At 75.9% G+C, this 17,194-nt stretch carries 16 protein-coding genes; 8 read left to right on the top strand and 8 right to left on the bottom strand.

What is annotated here, in order from left to right; genetic code table 11:
* Entirely contained in the window at nt 1–1,782 is a 1,782-nt protein-coding gene (locus tag HDA31_RS10845; protein ID WP_178064960.1) for a hypothetical protein, read from the top strand.
* 31 nt (nt 1,783–1,813) lie between these two features.
* Here HDA31_RS10845 and HDA31_RS10850 read toward each other — a convergent pair whose 3' ends face one another.
* The 7 genes from HDA31_RS10850 to HDA31_RS10880 are packed head-to-tail and all read right to left on the bottom strand — an operon-like array spanning nt 1,814 to nt 7,230.
* Nucleotides 1,814–2,830 (bottom strand): sensor histidine kinase, encoded by a 1,017-nt coding sequence (locus HDA31_RS10850; protein ID WP_178064961.1) that lies wholly within the window; start codon nt 2,828–2,830, stop codon nt 1,814–1,816.
* Nucleotides 2,827–3,537 (bottom strand): response regulator transcription factor, encoded by a 711-nt coding sequence (locus HDA31_RS10855; protein ID WP_178064962.1) that lies wholly within the window; start codon nt 3,535–3,537, stop codon nt 2,827–2,829. The genes HDA31_RS10850 and HDA31_RS10855 overlap by 4 nt, the downstream gene beginning before the upstream one ends.
* Before the next feature lie 10 nt (nt 3,538–3,547).
* Nucleotides 3,548–4,039 (bottom strand): hypothetical protein, encoded by a 492-nt coding sequence (locus HDA31_RS10860; protein ID WP_178064963.1) that lies wholly within the window; start codon nt 4,037–4,039, stop codon nt 3,548–3,550.
* The gene (locus tag HDA31_RS10865; RefSeq protein WP_246383859.1) at nt 4,036–5,253 is read right to left on the bottom strand and encodes a molybdopterin-dependent oxidoreductase; all 1,218 of its coding nucleotides are present in this window, start codon (nt 5,251–5,253) and stop codon (nt 4,036–4,038) included. Before HDA31_RS10865 ends, HDA31_RS10860 begins: the two co-directional genes overlap by 4 nt.
* On the bottom strand, nt 5,250–5,891 hold the full coding sequence (locus HDA31_RS10870; protein WP_246383861.1) for a class I SAM-dependent methyltransferase: 642 nt from the start codon (nt 5,889–5,891) through the stop codon (nt 5,250–5,252). The genes HDA31_RS10865 and HDA31_RS10870 overlap by 4 nt, the downstream gene beginning before the upstream one ends.
* Nucleotides 5,888–6,559 (bottom strand): TIGR04282 family arsenosugar biosynthesis glycosyltransferase, encoded by a 672-nt coding sequence (locus tag HDA31_RS10875; RefSeq protein WP_178067446.1) that lies wholly within the window; start codon nt 6,557–6,559, stop codon nt 5,888–5,890. Before HDA31_RS10875 ends, HDA31_RS10870 begins: the two co-directional genes overlap by 4 nt.
* A gap of 11 nt (nt 6,560–6,570) precedes the next feature.
* On the bottom strand, nt 6,571–7,230 hold the full coding sequence (locus HDA31_RS10880) for a glycosyltransferase family 2 protein (protein ID WP_074473108.1): 660 nt from the start codon (nt 7,228–7,230) through the stop codon (nt 6,571–6,573).
* 154 nt (nt 7,231–7,384) lie between these two features.
* Between HDA31_RS10880 and HDA31_RS10885 the strand changes: the two genes are divergently transcribed.
* A complete protein-coding gene (locus HDA31_RS10885; RefSeq protein ID WP_246383864.1) occupies nt 7,385–8,434 on the top strand; it encodes an NAD-dependent epimerase/dehydratase family protein in 1,050 nt (349 codons plus the stop codon).
* Nucleotides 8,431–9,810, top strand: coding sequence for a hypothetical protein (locus tag HDA31_RS10890; RefSeq protein ID WP_246383866.1), 1,380 nt, complete (start codon nt 8,431–8,433; stop codon nt 9,808–9,810). Before HDA31_RS10885 ends, HDA31_RS10890 begins: the two co-directional genes overlap by 4 nt.
* Before the next feature lie 68 nt (nt 9,811–9,878).
* Here HDA31_RS10890 and HDA31_RS10895 read toward each other — a convergent pair whose 3' ends face one another.
* Nucleotides 9,879–10,241 carry an ArsR/SmtB family transcription factor gene (locus tag HDA31_RS10895; RefSeq protein WP_246383868.1) on the bottom strand — a complete coding sequence of 121 codons (363 nt, stop codon included), beginning with the start codon at nt 10,239–10,241 and terminating at the stop codon, nt 9,879–9,881.
* Nucleotides 10,242–10,550: 309 nt separating this feature from the next.
* On the opposite strand from HDA31_RS10895, the gene HDA31_RS10900 reads away from it, so the two are divergent.
* The 5 genes from HDA31_RS10900 to HDA31_RS10920 are packed head-to-tail and all read left to right on the top strand — an operon-like array spanning nt 10,551 to nt 17,134.
* The gene (locus HDA31_RS10900) at nt 10,551–13,253 is read left to right on the top strand and encodes a family 78 glycoside hydrolase catalytic domain (protein ID WP_178064966.1); all 2,703 of its coding nucleotides are present in this window, start codon (nt 10,551–10,553) and stop codon (nt 13,251–13,253) included.
* The gene (locus HDA31_RS10905; protein ID WP_141723664.1) at nt 13,250–14,230 is read left to right on the top strand and encodes an ABC transporter permease; all 981 of its coding nucleotides are present in this window, start codon (nt 13,250–13,252) and stop codon (nt 14,228–14,230) included. Before HDA31_RS10900 ends, HDA31_RS10905 begins: the two co-directional genes overlap by 4 nt.
* Nucleotides 14,227–15,117: an ABC transporter permease gene (locus tag HDA31_RS10910; RefSeq protein WP_178064967.1), complete on the top strand. Its 891-nt coding sequence runs from the start codon at nt 14,227–14,229 to the stop codon at nt 15,115–15,117. The genes HDA31_RS10905 and HDA31_RS10910 overlap by 4 nt, the downstream gene beginning before the upstream one ends.
* Nucleotides 15,114–16,145, top strand: a complete 1,032-nt coding sequence (locus tag HDA31_RS10915) for an ABC transporter ATP-binding protein (RefSeq protein ID WP_178064968.1) — start codon at nt 15,114–15,116, stop codon at nt 16,143–16,145. Before HDA31_RS10910 ends, HDA31_RS10915 begins: the two co-directional genes overlap by 4 nt.
* Complete coding sequence (locus HDA31_RS10920) at nt 16,142–17,134, top strand: ABC transporter ATP-binding protein (protein WP_178064969.1); 993 nt, start codon at nt 16,142–16,144, stop codon at nt 17,132–17,134. The genes HDA31_RS10915 and HDA31_RS10920 overlap by 4 nt, the downstream gene beginning before the upstream one ends.
* Nucleotides 17,135–17,194 lie beyond the last annotated feature (60 nt).

Genomic DNA, 17,194 nt, shown 5'->3' on the forward strand with positions numbered 1-17,194 from the left:
GTGCTCGCCGACGCAGTCGAGACGATCGCGGGGGCCGGCCCGGCCGGCGTCCTGTTCTGGACCGGGGCCGGCATCTCCCGGGGCGCGCCGAGCTGCCTGCCGACCGGCTGGCAGCTCACCGAGCGGACCTTCTCGGCGCTGTTCCGGCCGTTCACCCTGGAGACCGTCCTCGCGTACCACGAACTGCTGGGCTGGCGGCGTGGCGCCATCTGCCCGGCGGAGCCGGCACGGACCCGTGTGCCCCGGCTGGAGACCGCACTCGGCGCGGGCGCCCGGCAGAGCCCTGACGTGGTCGGGGAGATCCTCGCCGACCTGCGGGACGCCCGGCCCAACCCGGTGCACGAGTTCCTCGCCGCCCACCTGGACGCGGGCGGGCGGCAGCTCACCGCCAACTTCGACCTCTGCGTGGAGCGCGCTTTCGCGGCGCGGCGCGGGCGGCCGCCGTGCCCGCAGCAGCTCCACCACTTCCACCACGCCCTCGCCGACGGCACCGACCCGGCCCGCCTGGGCGCCACCCTCGCGCACATCGAACGCGGCTTCGACGACGCCGCCCGGGCCGCGTTCGTCGAACGCCTGCGGGGCCCCGCCCGCCGGATCGTTGTCGTCGGCTACAGCGGCAGCGACTTCTTCGACGTGGACGTGGCGGTGGCCGACCTGCCGCCGGGCGCGCTGCACGGGCGAACCGTCCACTGGGTCAACCACTCGTCCTGCGCCTGGCACCGGCCGGATCCGCAGCCGCCCGCCGCCGTGTTCGGGGTCGAGGCCGGCGACCCGGCCGGCACCCTGCCCGCCCTGGCGGGACACCTGCGCAGGGCCGGGGCCACCGTCGACTTCCTCTGTGGCCCGACTACCGAACTCCTCGACGGGCTCGCGTCCCGTTGGGGGTTCGACCCGGTGCCGCCGCCGGTGCTGCGGCCACCGTGCCCGGTCAGCGCCGTCGTCGACGACCGACGCCGGCTGGCCGGCACCTTCCTGTTCTACCGGGCGGTCGGCCTCGTCCCCGAGGTCCGCCGGCTGCTCCCCGCCGAGCCGGACGTCCCCGCCGAGGAGCTGGTCCTGTCCCGCTCCGACCTGATGTGGGAGGAGGGCCGGTACGCCGACCTGCGCCGCTGGTGGCGGCGGCAGCCACCGTCGCCGCGGCGCACCGAACGGATCGGGGCGACGCTGTGGGTCCAGGGCCGGCTGCTGCCCGCGTACGCGTGGTTGACATGGCACCGGCGGCGAGTGTCGGACGACGCGGAGCTGCGGCTGATCGCCGAGACCGAGGCCCGGGTGATCGAGCACATGGGACTGGTGCCCGACCTGCGCTGGCTGGCCCGTCTCCTGGGCCGCGGGGTCGGCCGCTGGCTGCCCAGGCCCAGCCGGCAGGACGGGCTGCATGGCTTCCGGCGACTGACCGACGTCCACGGCAGCCTGCGGCACGCCATGGCAGCCGTTCCCCGGCCGGAGGCCGAGGCGGCCGAGACGCAGGAGTGGTTCCTGGAGGCCGGCAACGTGCACGCCGCGCTCTCCTACCAGCACCGGCGGCTGCGGGACAACCACCGGGCCGCCACGCCCGTCGCCGAGTTGACCCGGCGCTACCGTGACCAGCAGCGCCGCGCCGAGCTCCTCGGCTCGACGGCGGCGGCGTGGCGGGTGCTGCTGCTCCCGCGCGCCGGGCAGGTGTTCACCCTGCGCGAGGCGGTCGTCGGCTGCGCCGCCGTGCAGTTCGGCGCCTGGCACCGGGTGCGCCTGCTGGGCCGTCTCCTGCTCGACCGGGTCCGGCCCCGGGGCCGGGCGTAGGGCGCGCCCGCGCGGCACCGGGGCGGGCGGGTCAGGCCGCGGGCAGCCGCACCTCGAACTGACAGCCGCGGCCGGTGTTGCGCACGTCGACCCGGCCCCCGTGTGCCTCGACGAGGCCGCGCACGATCGCCAGGCCGAGACCGCCGCCGCCACCGGATCCGGCCGCCCCCGGGGTGCGGGCGCGTTCGCCGCGGAAGGCGACGTCGAAGACCCGGTCCAGGTCCTCCTCCGGGATGCCGCCGCAGGTGTCGGAGACGGCGAGCCACACGTCGTCGCGCTCGTGGCCGGCGGCGATGTGCACGGTGCCGTCCTCGGGGGTGTACCGGACGGAGTTGATCAGCAGGTTGCTGACGACGCGGGCGAGTTCGCGTTCGCCGGCGCGGACGAGGGGCCAGCCGCTGTCCGCGGCGACCAGGTGGATCCGGCGGCGGGCGGCGAGCGGGGCGACGCCGGCGATCGCGTCGGACACGACGTCGCGCAGCGGCACGGTGGTGGGCGCGAGCCGCAGCGCGCCCGCGTTGATCCGGGACAGCTCGAACAGGTCGTCGACGAGTTGGGTCATCCGGTCGGTTTCGACCCGGATGCGCCGGTGGTATTCGTCGACGGTGGCCGGGTCGTCGATGATGCGGTCCTCCAGGGCCTCGGCCATCGCCCGCAGCCCGGCGAGCGGGGTACGCAGGTCGTGTGACACCCAGGCGACGAGTTCGCGCCGTCCGGCCTCCAGCCGCCGTTCCCGGTCCCGGGCCGCCTGCGCCCAGACGGCGGAGGCGGCCAGCCGGCTGCCGAAGACCGCGCCGACGGCGAGGCTGATCACCGCGGAGGCGCTCACGGTGACGAGGACGACCCACAGGTCGTGCGGGGACAGGAACATCGCCTGGGCGACCGTGGCGACGCCGACGACCACGGCCAGCACGGTGACGATGAGCAGCACCAGCACGTGCACGAGGATCGACCGGCCGCGCAGCAGTCGCAGCGCCCCGGCGCCGGCCAGCCCGACGACGCCTCCGGCGACCAGGGCGTAGAGCCCGATGAGCAGCGTGTCGGTCACCGCGGGGGTCCCCCGTCGAGCGGGTCGTAGCGGTAGCCGACGCCCCAGACGGTGCGGATGCGGCGCGGTTCGGCCGGGTCGTTCTCGACCTTCTCGCGCAGCCGGCGGACGTGGACGGTCACCGTCGACTGGTCGCCGAACTGCCAGCCCCACACCCGGTCCAGCAGATCGGCGCGGGACCACGCGCGCCCGGGATGGCGCAGGAGGAAGGCCAGCAGCTCGAACTCCCGGACGGTCAGCGCCAGCGGCGCGCCGTCGCGCTCGGCGACGCGGCGGGCGGTGTCGACGGTCAGCTCCGCGTCGACGAGCCGGGTGGGGTCGGCCGGGCCGACGGTGTGCCCGCCGGTGCGACGCAGCACCGAACGGATCCGCAGGACGAGTTCGCGGGGCGAGAACGGCTTGGTCACGTAGTCGTCGGCGCCGACCTCCAGCCCCAGGACGCGGTCGGCCTCCTCGCCGAGGGCGGTGAGCATGATCACCGGCAGGTCCGGCAGCTGCCTGCGGATCCGGCGGCACACCTCCAGGCCGTCGATGCCGGGCATCATGAGATCGAGCACCACGAGATCGGGCCGGTGGGTGGCGATCGCCGCGAGGCCGTCGGCGCCGTCGGCGGCCAGCCGGACCTCGCAGCCGTCCTGTTCCAGGTAGCGCCGCACGACGTCGCTGACCGTGGGGTCGTCGTCGACCACCAGCACCCGATGTCCCATCCCGGCCACGCTACCCACCGGCCGCCGGCGGGCCGCCACCGCCGGGTCTTTCGGATCGCTTACGGCCCGCCGTCGACCGGCCCCGCCCGCGGCCCGCCGTCGACCGGCGACGCAGGTCCGCCGCCAGGCACGCCGCCAGCGTCGCGCCGGCGACGACGAGCAGGACGACGGCGAGGTTGCGGCCGTAGGGCAGGGGCAGCACCGACGGGTTGTCCGGGCGTCGGCCGAAGCCGAGGACCAGCGGCGTCGCCACGACGGTGAGCGCGGCGGCGCTGATGGCGGCGGCGCGCGTCACGGGCCGGTGCCGGCGCGGCACGAACCGGGCGACCGCCGCGCCGACGGCCAGCAGCGCGGCCATCCAGACGAGGTCGTGCCCGGCCAGCACCCCGGCCAGGAAGAGCAGCACGCCGGCCGACTTCAGGTCGGGGTCGGCGCTGCCGCCCACGACGGCGTACCCCATCAGCAGGACGCCGGCGGCGACGAGCGCCGCCCGGACCCTCACCGCCCGCCCCGCACGGTGATGCTCCCGACCCACTTGGTCTGGAGCACGCCGGGCCGGTTCGGGGCGATCAACCGCGCCGGGTAGCCGTGGTCGGGGTGCAGGGGCTCGCCGTCCAGCCGCAGGGCGATCAGCGTCAGCGGGTCGCGGACGTGGGCCGGCGCGACGGTCGACGTGCGGTACCGGCCGGCGATCTCCAGCGACTCGACGAGGACGCTCGCCCGGTCCGGGTCGCCGCCCACGAGGGCCACCAGGTCGCGCAGCCGCACCCCGGTCCACCGCCCGCCGGCGCTCCACCCCTCCACGCAGGCGATCGGCAGGTCGGCGGTGTGCTGCGCGAGGGCGTGCAGAGCGGCGAGGTCCAGGTCGGCCCGACCGTCGGGGCCGACGATCGCCAGCCGGTAGGACGGGTCGAGCGCGCGGGCGCGTACCCCGGCGTCGTCGGCGGTCCGGTTGACCGGGAGCCCCTGTGGCCCCACGTCGGGCCGGCGGGGGGCGAGCACCGCCAGGCCGGCCAGCGGCCGGACGGTCTGCCCGACCGTGGCCAGGGTGACCAGCCCGGCCGCGGCGGCGACGCCGCCGAGCAGACCGCGCCGGGTCAGCCGGCCCGACGGCGGCTCCGCGGCGGGCCGGGCGAGCGCGGCCCGCACGGTCGGCAGTCGTACGCCGACGTGCACCAGCAGCGCGCCGACCGCCAGCCACGCCACCCAGTAGTGCCCGGCGGTGAAGAAGAACGGCATCGGCGCGTACCAGCGGGAGACGTTCAGGACGCCGCCGACCACCTGGAACAGCGCGGCGGCGACCAGGACGCCGACGCTGGCGCGGTCGAGCGCGTGGGCGACCGAGCGGACCGGCGGCCAGGCGAACAGGCGCGGGTAGGCGGACCACAGCTTGCCGCCGAGCAGCGGCACCGTGGCGAGCCCGGTCGCCACGTGCAGGCCCTGGGTGAACCGGTAGAGCCCCACCGGGCGGGCCGGCCACCGGAACCAGCCCGGCGGGTGCTGGATCAGGTGGCTGAGCAGCCCGGTGAGGAAGCAGACGGCGAACGCCACGCCGAGGGCGACGCCGAGCTGGCTGGTCAGTCGCGTCGACCGCAGCCGGGACGGGAACGCGCCGCCGGCGCGCATGGGTCCCCGCCGCAGCGCCGCGGGCGGTGCCGGCAGCGGCGTCGACCACCAGCGGGCGAGCCGCCGCAGGACCGCCGGAGGGCCGCTCACGCGGGGACCAGGGTGGCGAACCAGCGGCCCGCCGCCGTCCAGGTGTCCTGGATGCGCAGCGCCGTGGCCCCGGCCAGCGCGGGCAGGTCGTCGAGGGGCACGCAGGCCCAGCTCAGCGGGGTGCCGACGCCGCCCGGGGCCTGCACCACGGCGGTGCCGGACCAGGCGGGCGTGCCGGGCGGCGCGACCTCGGCGTGCAGCCGGCCGTCGGCAGCCAGCAGCCGGCGGCAGCGGCGCAGCAGCCGGTGCGGGTCCCCGCCGATGCCGACGTTGCCGTCGGCCAGCAGCAGGTGCTGCCAGCGGCCGGTCCCCGGCACCGGGTCGAAGACGTCGCGTTGCAGCGCGACCGCGCCGCGGCTGCGGGCCAGGCGGACCGCGGCGGCGCTGATGTCGATGCCGAGGGCCGGACGGCCGGCGGCGATCAGCGCGCCGGTGAGCCGACCGGGTCCGCAGCCGACGTCGAGGGTGGGCCCGGTGCAGCGGGCGAGCAGCGTCGCGTCCCCGGCGGTCGCGTCCCGGCACCAGACGGTCGGGTCGAACCGCAGCTCGCCGCCGCTCGCGTGCCGGGCCGTGAAGGCGGCGGGGACGCCCGACGCGGCCCGGTCGAACACGGCGTCGAAGACTGCGACGGCGTTCACCGGCCGACCGCCGCCGCTGACGGCACGTCGACGGCGACGGCGACGGCGAACCGGCTGCCCACCGGGCACAGGGCGGCGACGGCGTGCGCGTCGGCCGCGGTGTCCACGTCGCGCAGCCGGGGCAGCAGGTGGACCCGCAGGCCGCGGCGGCGCAGCGCGGCCAGGGTGAGCCGCCCGGTGCGCGCCGTGGAGGTGGGGATCGCGCGCAGGGCCTCGGCGTGGCCGGGCTCGCGCAGGCCCAGCGCCCACCAGCCGCCGTCGTCGGCGGGGCCGAGCACCGCGTCCGGCCCGTCCGCCGTGCCGAGCAGCCCCAGGGCGGCGTCGAGGTGTGCGGCGGTGAGCTGCGGGGTGTCCATGCCGATCAGCAGGGTCGCCGCAGCCGCCCCGCGACGGTCGGCGGCCGGGTCGACCGTGCGGGTGTCGGCGAACGCGTTGGCGAGGCGGTCGGCGAGCGGGCCGCCGCGTTGGGCGAGCCGCTCCCAGCCCGCCGGGGCCGGGTGGACGCCGTCGACGACCAGGATCCGGGTGCCGGCCGTGGCCGTGGCGACGGTGTCGAGGGTGTCGGCCAGGGCGGCCGCGGCGATCCGGGCGGCCTGCTCGGGGGTGCAGGGCGGGCAGAGCCGCGTCTTGACCCGCCCGGGTTCCGGCGTCTTGGCCAGCACCAGCATCTGGGGGGCGCTCACCGGGCCAGCACCGCGCTCATGTCCCGCACGGCACGGGCGGTGCCGAGCACGGTGCCGGTCACCTTCGAGCGGGTGCCGGCCGCCCGGGGGTGGTAGTCGACGTCGACCTCGACCACCCGCCAGCCGGCCCGGCCCGCCTCGATCAGCAGCTCCAGCGGGTAGCCGAACCGGCGGTCGCGCAGCCCCAGCGCCAGCAGGTCGGCGCGGCGCACGGCCCGGATCGGCCCGATGTCGTGGAGGTCGAGGCCGGTCGTGCGGCGCAGCCGGTGGGCCAGGACCGCGTTGGCGACCCGGGCGTGCAGGGGCCACACGCCCCGCGCGGTGGGGCGGCGACGTCCGGTGCCCAGGTGCGCCTCGCCGGCCCGGACGGGGTCGGCGAGCCGGGGCAGTTGCGCCGGGTCGAAGGACCCGTCGGCGTCCAGCACGCACACCACGCCGTCGCCGGGGTCGGCCGCCAGGACCCCGGCGTGCACGGCGGCGCCGTACCCGGGCTCGGCCACGCTGATCACCTCGGCGCCGCAGGCGCGGGCCACCTGCGCCGAGCCGTCGGTCGAGCCGTTGTCCACCACGATCGGCCGGTAGCCGGCCGGCATCCGGGCGAGCAGGCCGGGCAGGGCCGGCGCCTCGTTGCGGCAGGGAAGAACCACATCGGTCATGCCGCGGACGCTAGGACGCGATCCGCCCGGAATTCCTTACCTGGCGGTGACAGAGTCTTACGGAACGGTGACCCGGGCCGGAGTTTCTTACGAACCGCTGACGACGGGCCGTCGCCGGTGTGGACGGCCGCGTCCCGGCTCTACCGTCGGCGCCGTGACTCACGTACTCGTTACCGGCGGCGCCGGATTCATCGGAACCCACGTCGTGACCGCCCTGCACGACGCCGGCCACCGGGTGACCGTCGTGGACGCCGGCCATCCCGGCGCGCACCGCCTGCCGCTGCCGGACACCGTGGCGGGGGCCCCGCTCGTCCGGCTCGACCTGCGGGACCGGCCCGCCGTCGCCGACGCCCTGGCCGGCGTCGACGCGGTGGTCCACCAGGCGGCCATGGTGGGCCTCGGCGTCGACCTGGACGACCTGCCCGAGTACGTCGGCTGCAACGACCTCGGCACCGCCGTCCTGCTCGCCGCGATGGCCCGCGCGGGCGTGCACCGGCTCGTGCTCGCCAGCTCCATGGTCGTCTACGGCGAGGGCGCGTACGCCTGCGCCGGGCACGGCCCGGTCCGCCCCGCGCCGCGCGGCGTCGCCGACCTGGCCGCCGGCCGCTTCGAGCCGGGCTGCCCGAGCTGCGGCCTCGCCGTCACCCCGGGACTGGTCGACGAGGAGGCCCCGCTGGATCCGCGCAGCGTGTACGCCGCCACGAAGGTCGCCCAGGAGCACCTCACCGCGGCCTGGGCCCGGCAGACCGGCGGCAGCGTCGTGGCGCTGCGGTACCACAACGTCTACGGGCCCGGGATGCCCCGCGACACGCCGTACAGCGGGGTCGCGGCGATCTTCCGCTCCGCGCTGGAGGCCGGGCGGGCGCCGCAGGTGTTCGAGGACGGCGGCCAGCGCCGCGACTTCGTGCATGTGCGCGACGTGGCGGCGGCCAACCTCGCCGCGCTGGCGGCGACCGGGACGCGCACCGGCTGGCGCGCGTACAACGTCGCCTCCGGTCGCCCGGCCACCGTCGGTGAGCTGGCCGCGGAGCTGGCGCGGGCCGCCGGCGGGCCCCCGCCCGTGGTCACCGGCGAGTTCCGGCTCGGCGACGTGCGGCACGTGGTCGCCTCGCCCGCCCGGGCGGAGGCCGAGCTCGGGTTCCGGGCCGCCGTGGGGCTCGCCGCCGGGATCGCGGAGTTCGCCCACGCGCCGCTGCGCGGATGAGCGTCCGGCTGCCGGGCGCGGTGCCGTCCCCCTCGACGGAGCGGGGGCGGCGTCCGCCGCGGGCCGACCTGATCGCCGCCGCCGCGGCACTCGGCCTGTTCGCGGCGGCCGCCGTCACCGGCGGCGTGCTGTACGCGCTGGGCCGCCCGGTGTACGCCAGCGCGGCGCCGCTGTCCGCGCACTGGCTGCCGCACGTCGGCCCCGGCACACCGGCGGCGCTGCTGCTGGCCGCGCTGGTGTGCTGGCGGGGACCGGCGCTGGCCGCCCGGCTGCCCTGGCGGCCGCTGCTGGCGTTGTCCTACGCCACCGCCGTGGCCTGGACGCTGTCGCTCGCCCTGGTCGACGGCTGGCGGCGCGGCGTCGCCGGCCGGCTCACCACCGTCCACGAGTATCTGCACGAGGTGCCCGGCGTCACCGACGTCCCGGCCATGCTGGGGGAGTTCACCACCCGGATCCTCGACTTCCAGCCGGACTCCTGGACCACGCACGTGTCCGGTCACCCGCCGGGGGCGCTGCTCGTCTTCGTCTGGCTCGACCGGGCCGGGCTGGGCGGCGGCGGTTGGGCCGGGGTGTTGTGCATCCTGGCCGGGGCGCTCGTCGCGGTCGCGGTGCCGCACACCGTACGGCTGCTCGGCAGCGGTGCGGCGGCCCGTGCCGTGCTGCCGTTCGCGGCGCTGTTCCCCGGCGCGGTCTGGTCCGGGGTGTCGGCCGACGGGCTGTTCGCCGGGGTGACCGCCACCGGCGTCGCCCTGCTGGCGCACGGTGTCACCCGGGGGCGTGCCGCGGGCGCGGTCGCCGGTGGCGCGGTGCTGGCGTTCGGCTGCTACCTCTCCTACGGGCTCGTCCTGATGGCCCCGGTCGCCGTGGCGGTCGTCGTGCTGGCGGGCCGGCACCGGCCCACCGTGGGCTGGGCGTTCGCCGGGGCGGCACCGGTCGTGGCCGCGTTCACGGCCGCCGGCTTCTGGTGGCCCACCGGCTACCACCTCGTCGTCGAGCGCTACTACCAGGGCATCGCCGCCGATCGCGCGTACGGCTACTGGGTCTGGGCCAACCTGGCGCTCGTGGTCGCCGCCGCCGGTCCGGCGGCGGCCGTGCTGCTGCGCCGCGCGGTGCTGGCCGGCTGGCGGGCGGTCGCGCTGCGGCGGCCGGGTGCGGAGCGGGCGACCTGGCTGCTGCCCCTCGCCGCCATGGCGGCGATCGTCGCCGCGGACCTGTCCGGCTACAGCAAGGCCGAGGTCGAACGCATCTGGCTGCCGTTCACCGCCTGGCTGATGGCCGGGGCGGCGCTGATCCCGCCCGCCGACCGCCGCACGTGGCTCGCCGTGCAGGCGGGGGTGGCCCTGACGGTCAACCACCTGCTGCTGACGGGCTGGTAGGCGCGCCGGGGGCGGCGGTCCGCCAGGTCGCCCCCGGTGGCCGGGCGCACGGGAGGCCGGGCCGACGGTCAGCGGGTCTTGCGCGTCGCCCGCTTGCGGGGCGGGGTCAACAGGTCGGCGATGGCCGCGATCGCGGACGGCACCAGCCGGTAATACGCCCAGACGCCCCGCTTCTCGCGTTCGAGCAGGCCGGCCTCGGTGAGGATCCGGAGGTGGTGGCTCACGGTCGGCTGGGAGAGCCCGAGCGGCGCGGTGAGGTCGCTGACGGACGCCTCGCCTTCCGGGGAAGACTGGATCAGGCTGAGCAGCCGCAGCCGGGCCGGGTCGGCGATCGCCTTCAGCACCCCCGCGAGCCGCTCGGCGTCGGCGCGCTTGATCGGCTCGCCGGTGAGCGGCGAGACGGCGGGCGGGGCGGTTCTCGGAGTTGCCACGCCCCTCATCGTCGCACCGACGCCATCGATCGGCCGGCGGATCCGGAACTCGGGTGTCGCCACCAGCCTGCGGGGTGACGCCCGGCCGGACAGGCCGGCGACCAAGGGTGGCCGGGTCGGTCGGACGGTGGAGGTGCCTCCTGTCCGGTCGCGGAGCGCGGGCGACGTTCCGGTGGAGTTCGGGAATGCGCTGGTCAGCGAGGAGCGGGGCAAGAGGTTCATGTATATGAACTTATGTTCTTATCCTTGACAGTCGAGCGCGGCCTGGCAGACGATGCCGGGCGTGTGCAAAATCCCTGTAAACAATCGGTGCCAACAACCGACATCGGCCGGCGCGCGATGACCGCCGAGCCGGGGTGCGGGCCGCGCGGGATGCGGGTCGGTGGGCGGGTCGCGCCACTCGGCGTGCCCGGCACGGCACCCCACCTGTCGTGGTCGGTGCCGGGCGGCGCGGAGATCGACCCGGATCGCGGGTTCCAGGTGTCCGTGGCGGCCTCCCGACAGGCGGTCGAGTCGGACAGGGACCTCGCCTGGGCCACCACCTGCGCCCGGCCCTGGACGGTGTACGCGGGCCCGCCCCTGGCCTCGCGCGACCGCCGCTACTGGCGGGTCACCGCCACGGACCGCTCCGGCCGCCCGGTCAGCAGCGCGACGGCGGCCTTCGAGGTCGGGCTGACCGACCCGGGGGACTGGTCGGCCACCTGGATCAGCGCACCCGTGCCGACCTACCGGCGGGAGAGCTGGGACCCCTGCCCGTACCTGCGGCACGAGTTCGACGTCGACGAGGTGGGCGCCGCCCGGGTCTACGCGAGCGCGCTCGGGCTGTACCGGCTGTGGCTCAACGGCGTCGAGCTGACCGCCGACGCGCTGTACCGCCCCGGCTGGACCGACTACCGCACCCGGGTCTACCACCAGACCTTCGACTGCGGGGCGGCACTGCGTCCGGGCCGCAACACCCTGGCGGCCGTCCTGGCCAACGGCTGGTACGCCGGACGCCTCGGACTGCTGCGCGAGCCCGGCTTCTACGGCGACCGGCCGGCGCTGCTGGCCCAACTGGAGATCGACGGCAGGCCGGTCGCCTCGACCGGCGCCGGCTGGCGCGCCGGGCACGGGGCCCTACAGGCGACGGACCTGTTGCGCGGTGAGTCCCAGGACCTGCGGCAGGAGCCGCCGGGCTGGCGGCTGGCCGGCTTCGACGACGCCGGGTGGGCGCCGGCCGAACCCTTCGCCGGGGTCACGCCCCCGGTCGAACCGCAGCCCCACGACCCGATCACGACCTACCAGGCGCACACCGGCCGGCTCGTGCACGAACACGCCCGGGGCCCGGCCGTCTTCGACTTCGGGCAGAACCTGGTCGGTTGGACGAAGCTCACCACGAGATGCCTGCCGTCGGTCGAGTTGATCGTGCGCCACGGCGAGATCCTGACCCCCGAGCAGCTCGTCTACCGCGACAACCTGCGCGGGGCCTTCCAGGAGGACCGCTTCGTGGTGCCCGACGCCGGGCCGCACCAGCTCGCCACGTCGTTCACCATGCACGGGTTCCGCTACGCGGAGGTCTGGGGCCTGCCCAGCCAGCTGCCGCACCACAACTTCACCCTGCTGCCCGACACCTCGATCGAGGCGGTCTCCGTCACCGGACTGCCCAGCCCGGTCGGCGAGTTCTCCTGCTCCGACGAGCACCTGACCCGCCTCGCGGCCAACGTGGCGTGGACCATCCGTGACAACTTCCTCGAAGTGGCCACCGACTGTCCCCAGCGCGACGAACGCCTCGGCTGGCTGGGGGACGCGGGGGCGATCGCGCCGACCGCCGCGTACCACTTCGACGTGTCCGCCTTCCTGGCGAAGTTCGCCCGGGACGCGGCGGACACCCAGGGCCCCGACGGGGAGATCCGCAACTACGCCCCGGCGATCCCGCCCGCCAGCATGCGGCCCGGGGCGCCCGGCTGGTCCGACGGCTTCGTCCGCCTCGTCCACCTGCTCGTGCAGCGGTACGGGGACCTGCCGACCGCCGAGCGGCTGTTCGCGTCGATGGTCCGCTTCCTCGACCACGTCGACCGGGCCAACCCGGCCGGGCTGCGGGTCAACGAGGTCGGGGCCGACTTCGGTGACTGGCTGTCGCTGCCGGAACGCGACGGCCTGGAGCTGCACCCGGGCTACGCCTACACCGGCGCCTACTCGACCACCCCGACCGCCATCGTCGACACCGCCCACAGCTACCGCTCCTTCGTCCAGCTCGCCCAGATCGCGGCCTGGCTGGGCAGGGACCGGGAGGCGGCCCGGCTGGCGGACCGGGCGGCGGAGATCCGTGCCGCGTACCGTGCCGCGTTCCCGCTCGCGACCGGCGGCGTCGAGGACGCGACCCAGGCCGCGTACGCGCAGGCGGTCGGATACGGGCTGCTCACCGGCGCCGAGGCCCAGGAGGCGGCGGACCGGTTGCGCGCGGCCATCGAACGGGTCGGCCACGTCACCACCGGCATCCACGGCGTGGAGCACGTCCTGCCCGTGCTCTGCGCGCACGGGCACGCGGACTTCGCGCTCGAACTCCTGCTGCGCAGGCAGATGCCGAGCTGGCTGTACATGGTCGACCAGGGCGCGACCACGATCTGGGAGAAGTGGGACGGCATCCGCCCCGACGGCACCCTCGCCACGGCCGAGATGAACTCCTTCAACCACTGCGCGCTCGGTGCCGTGGGCCGGTTCCTGTTCGAGCACGTCGCCGGCATCGACGCCACCGAGACCACCTGGACCGGGGAGGTCACGGTGCGGGCCGCGTACTCCGCCGCGCTCGGCTGGGCCCGCGCCGCCTACGAGAGCCCGGCGGGCCCGATCGGCAGCTCGTGGCGCTGGGTGGGCGACGTGGTCGAGCACGAGCTGCGGATCCCCGCGACCGCGTACGCCACCGTCCGGGCACCGGCCGGCGCCCGGCTCGTCGCGGCCGGCCAAGGCGGCGCCGAGCTGCGGCTCGGCCCCGGCCGGCACACCGTCGCCGTGCACGGGCTGGTCGCGCCGTGACCCCCGGGTGGCCGCTGGCCCGCACCGTGCTGCTGAAGCTCGTCCGGCTCGCGGCGGTGCTGTTCGTGGTGTCGCTGCTCTGCTTCCTCAGCCTCAGCCTGCTGCCCGGAGACCCTGCCCAGGCGATCCTCGGCGAGTCCGCGTCGCCGCAGGCGGTGGCCGCGCTGCACGAGCAGCTCGGGCTGGACCGGCCGTTCCTGGAACGCTTCCTCGGCTGGCTCGGCAACGCGGTGCAGGGTGACCTCGGCCGGTCCTACGCGACCAACCAGACGGTCGCCCAGATCATCGCCGAGCGGGCCCCGGTCACGATCGAGCTGATCGTGCTCAGCCAGCTCATCGCGATCGCCGCCGCGATCCCCGCCGCCGTGGCGGCCGCCGCCCGCCGCGGCTCGGCCGTCGACCGGGGGATGAGCCTGTGGGTCTTCACCGTCCTGTCGACGCCCAACTTCGTCGTCGGATTCGTCCTGATCTGGGTGTTCGCGGTCCAGCTCGGGCTCTACCCGGCCAACGGTTACGTCCCGGTCAGCGCGGGGATCGGCCAGCACCTCGGCTCCCTGCTGCTGCCCTCGCTCACGCTGGCCGCCGCACCGTTCGCGCTCTACCAGCGCGTGCTGCGCGCCGACCTGGTCGAGACGTACGGCCAGGAGTTCATGCAGGTCGCCCGGGCCAAGGGCATCTCGCCGCTCCGCGCCGCCATGCGGCACGCCTTCCGGCCGAGCCTGCTCAACCTCACCACCTCCGTCGGCGTCACCGTGGGAGTGCTGATCGGCTCGGACGTGATCGTGGAGACCCTGTTCAGCCTGCCCGGGCTCGGCGCCGAACTCGCCCACTCGGTCAGCGCCCGCGACTACGCGGAGGTGCAGGGCCTGGTGCTGGTGATCGCCGCCGCGTTCGTGCTGATCAACGCGGCGGTCGACCTGATCTACGGGCTGATCGACCCGCGGCTGCGGGCGCGAAGCAAGGCGGTGACCCGATGAGTCTCGACGTCGCACCCACGGCACCGGCCACCGCCGCCCCGGCCACGGCGAAGACCCCCGCGCGGTCGGGCCGGCGGTGGCGGGTGACCGACCTGCTGTCCATGGCCTGGCTGGTGCTGCTGGTCCTGTCGATGCTGCTGCTGCCGACCGTGCTCGGCCTCGACGACCAGAAGATGGCCGCTGCCGACCGGTTGAGCGGGCCGTCCGCCGCGCACCTGCTCGGCACGGACAACTACGGGCGCGATCTGCTCGCCCGGGCGCTGTCCGGGGCGCGGGTCTCCCTGTTCATCGGCTTCGGGTCGGTCGCCGCCGCCGCGCTCGTCGGGGTGCCGCTGGGCATGCTGGCGGGTTACCTGCGCGGCCGGTTCGACGCGGTCGTCTCGTTCGTGGTGGACGTGATCCTGGCCTTCCCGGGCCTCATCCTCGCCCTCGCCCTGGCGTCGTTCCTCGGCGCCTCGATCACCAACGTGCTGATCGCGATCACCGTGCCGATGACACCGGTGTTCGTCCGGCTGGCCAAGGCGCAGACCCTGGCGGTGGCCGGCCGCGAGTACGTGGAGGCCAGCCTGGTGATCGGCACCCCGGCCCGGTCCATCCTCTGGCGGGACGTGCTGCCGAACATCCGCACCGCCGTGCTGTCGTACGCGCTGGTCAGCATCGGCACCGCGATCCTCATCGAGGGCGGTCTGAGCTTTCTGGGCCTGGGCGTGCCCTCGCCTCAACCCTCGTGGGGAAGCATGATCAATCTTGGCCGGTCCTTCATCGCGAACGACCCGTTGCTGATCGTGGTGCCGGCGGTGTTCATGCTGCTGACGATCCTCAGCCTGAACCTGCTCGCCGACCGGTTCCTGTCCGGGGCGGACGCCGTGACGGGCGGTGTGCGATGACCGGGGACGCCCTGCTGAGCATCCGTGACCTCGTGGTGGAGTTCCCGACCCCGGCCGGGCCGGTGCGCGCCGTCGACCGGGTCAGCCTCGACCTCGGCTTCGGCGAGCGGCTGGGGATCGTCGGTGAGTCCGGCTCGGGCAAGAGCGTCCTGGCGCGTACCGCGATGGGCCTCACCCGCACCAGGGCGGCCCGGGTCACCGGCCAGGTCCGGCTCGCCGGCCACGCCGTGCTCGACCTGAGCGAGCGCCGCCGCCGCGCCCTGTGGGGCCGGGAGGTCGCCATGGTGTTCCAGGATCCGCTCAGCGCCCTGCACCCCATCACCCCGATCGGGGAGCAGATCGCCGAGGCGGTGCGACGCGATCCCCGGGTGACCCGCCGGCAGGCCGCCACCCGGGCCGTCGAACTGCTCGAAACGGTGGGCATCCCGTTGGCGGCGCAGCGGGCCCGGTCCCGGGCCCACGAGCTGTCCGGTGGGATGCGGCAGCGGGTGGCGATCGCCATGGCCGTCGCCGGTCGACCCAAGCTGATCTTCGCGGACGAGCCCACGACCGCCCTGGACGTCACCGTGCAGGCCCGCATCCTCGACCTGTTCGACGCCCTGTGCCGGGAGTTCGGCATCGGGCTGGTCATGGTGAGCCACGACCTGGGCGTGGTGGGCCGGCACACCGACCGGGTGGCGGTGATGTACGCCGGCCGGATCGCCGAGCGCGGTCCCGTGGCCGACGTCTTCGCCCGCCCCGGCATGCGCTACACCAGCGCCCTCATGGCCGCGATCCCGCGGGCGGACGTGGCGCGGCAGGTCCTGCCCAGGCCGATTCCGGGGCTGCCGCCGAACCTGCTGGACCCGCCGCCCGGCTGCCGGTTCGCGCCCCGCTGCGGCTTCGCGTCCGACCGGTGCCGCACGGCGCAGCCGCCGATGACGGCGCGTGCGGCGGGGGCCGGGCACGAGTTCGCCTGCTGGCACCCCGGCGAACCGGCGGTCGACGCGGCGGTCGCGCCGCGCCAGGACAGGGAGGTGACGGAATGACCGCCGAGCGAAGCGCCCCGGTGTTCGAACTCAGGGACGGCTCGGTCCGCTACGGCACCGGCCCGGTGGAGGCCGTCTCGCAGGTCTCGGTGCAACTGCACCGGGGCGAGATCCTCGGCCTGGTGGGCGAGTCCGGCTGCGGCAAGTCCACCACCGCCCGGGCCATGCTGGGCCTCGTCCCGCTCAGCGGCGGCGCCCTGCTCCTGCACGGCGAGCCGGTGCGGCGGCACGACCGCCGGCTGCGCAGGTCCGTGCAGGCGATCTTCCAGAACCCGGCGGCGTCGTTCAACCCGAAGCGGTCCCTGCTCGACTCGGTCGCCGAGCCGTTGCGGGTGCACGGGCACGGCACCCCCGCCGAGCGGCGTCGGCGTGCCCTCGCCGAACTGGACCGGGTGGGCATCACCGAACAACTGGCCCACCGCCGGCCCCGGGAGGTCTCCGGCGGCCAGTGCCAGCGCGCGGCGATCGCCCGCGCGACCATCCTGCGCCCCGAGATCCTCGTCTGCGACGAGCCGGTGTCCGCGCTGGACGTCTCGATCCAGGCCCAGATCCTGGAACTGCTGGCCGAGCTGCGCGCCGAGCAGGGGCTGGCCATGCTGTTCATCTCGCACGACCTGGGCGTCGTCGCGTCGCTGTGCGACCGCACGGCGGTGATGTACGCCGGCCGGGTGGTGGAACAGGGCGGCGCCCTCGACATCGCGCACGACCCGCGCCACCCCTACTCCGTCATGTTGCAGGACTCCGTGCCCTCCCTTGACCTGGCCGCCGCCCGGGCGCCCCGGGTCCAGCCCACCCCCGGCGCCGAGGACGTCGACGGCCGCCAGCTCGCCGGCTGCCGGTTCGCCACGCTGTGCCCGTCGGTGACCACCGCCTGCACCACGTCGTCGCCTCCGCTGCGGCAGGTCGCGCCGCGCCACGAGGTGGCCTGCGTCCATCCCTTCCCGTCGACCACCCCGCGTGTCGCGGCGCAGCCGTCCAGCACGGTCTGACCCCGCCTCCGGGCTGCCCGGCCGGCTCGCCGCGACACGGTTCCACCACCCCCGAACCCG

Source organism: Micromonospora carbonacea (assembly GCF_014205165.1).
In the GTDB taxonomy this organism is placed as follows: domain Bacteria; phylum Actinomycetota; class Actinomycetes; order Mycobacteriales; family Micromonosporaceae; genus Micromonospora; species Micromonospora carbonacea.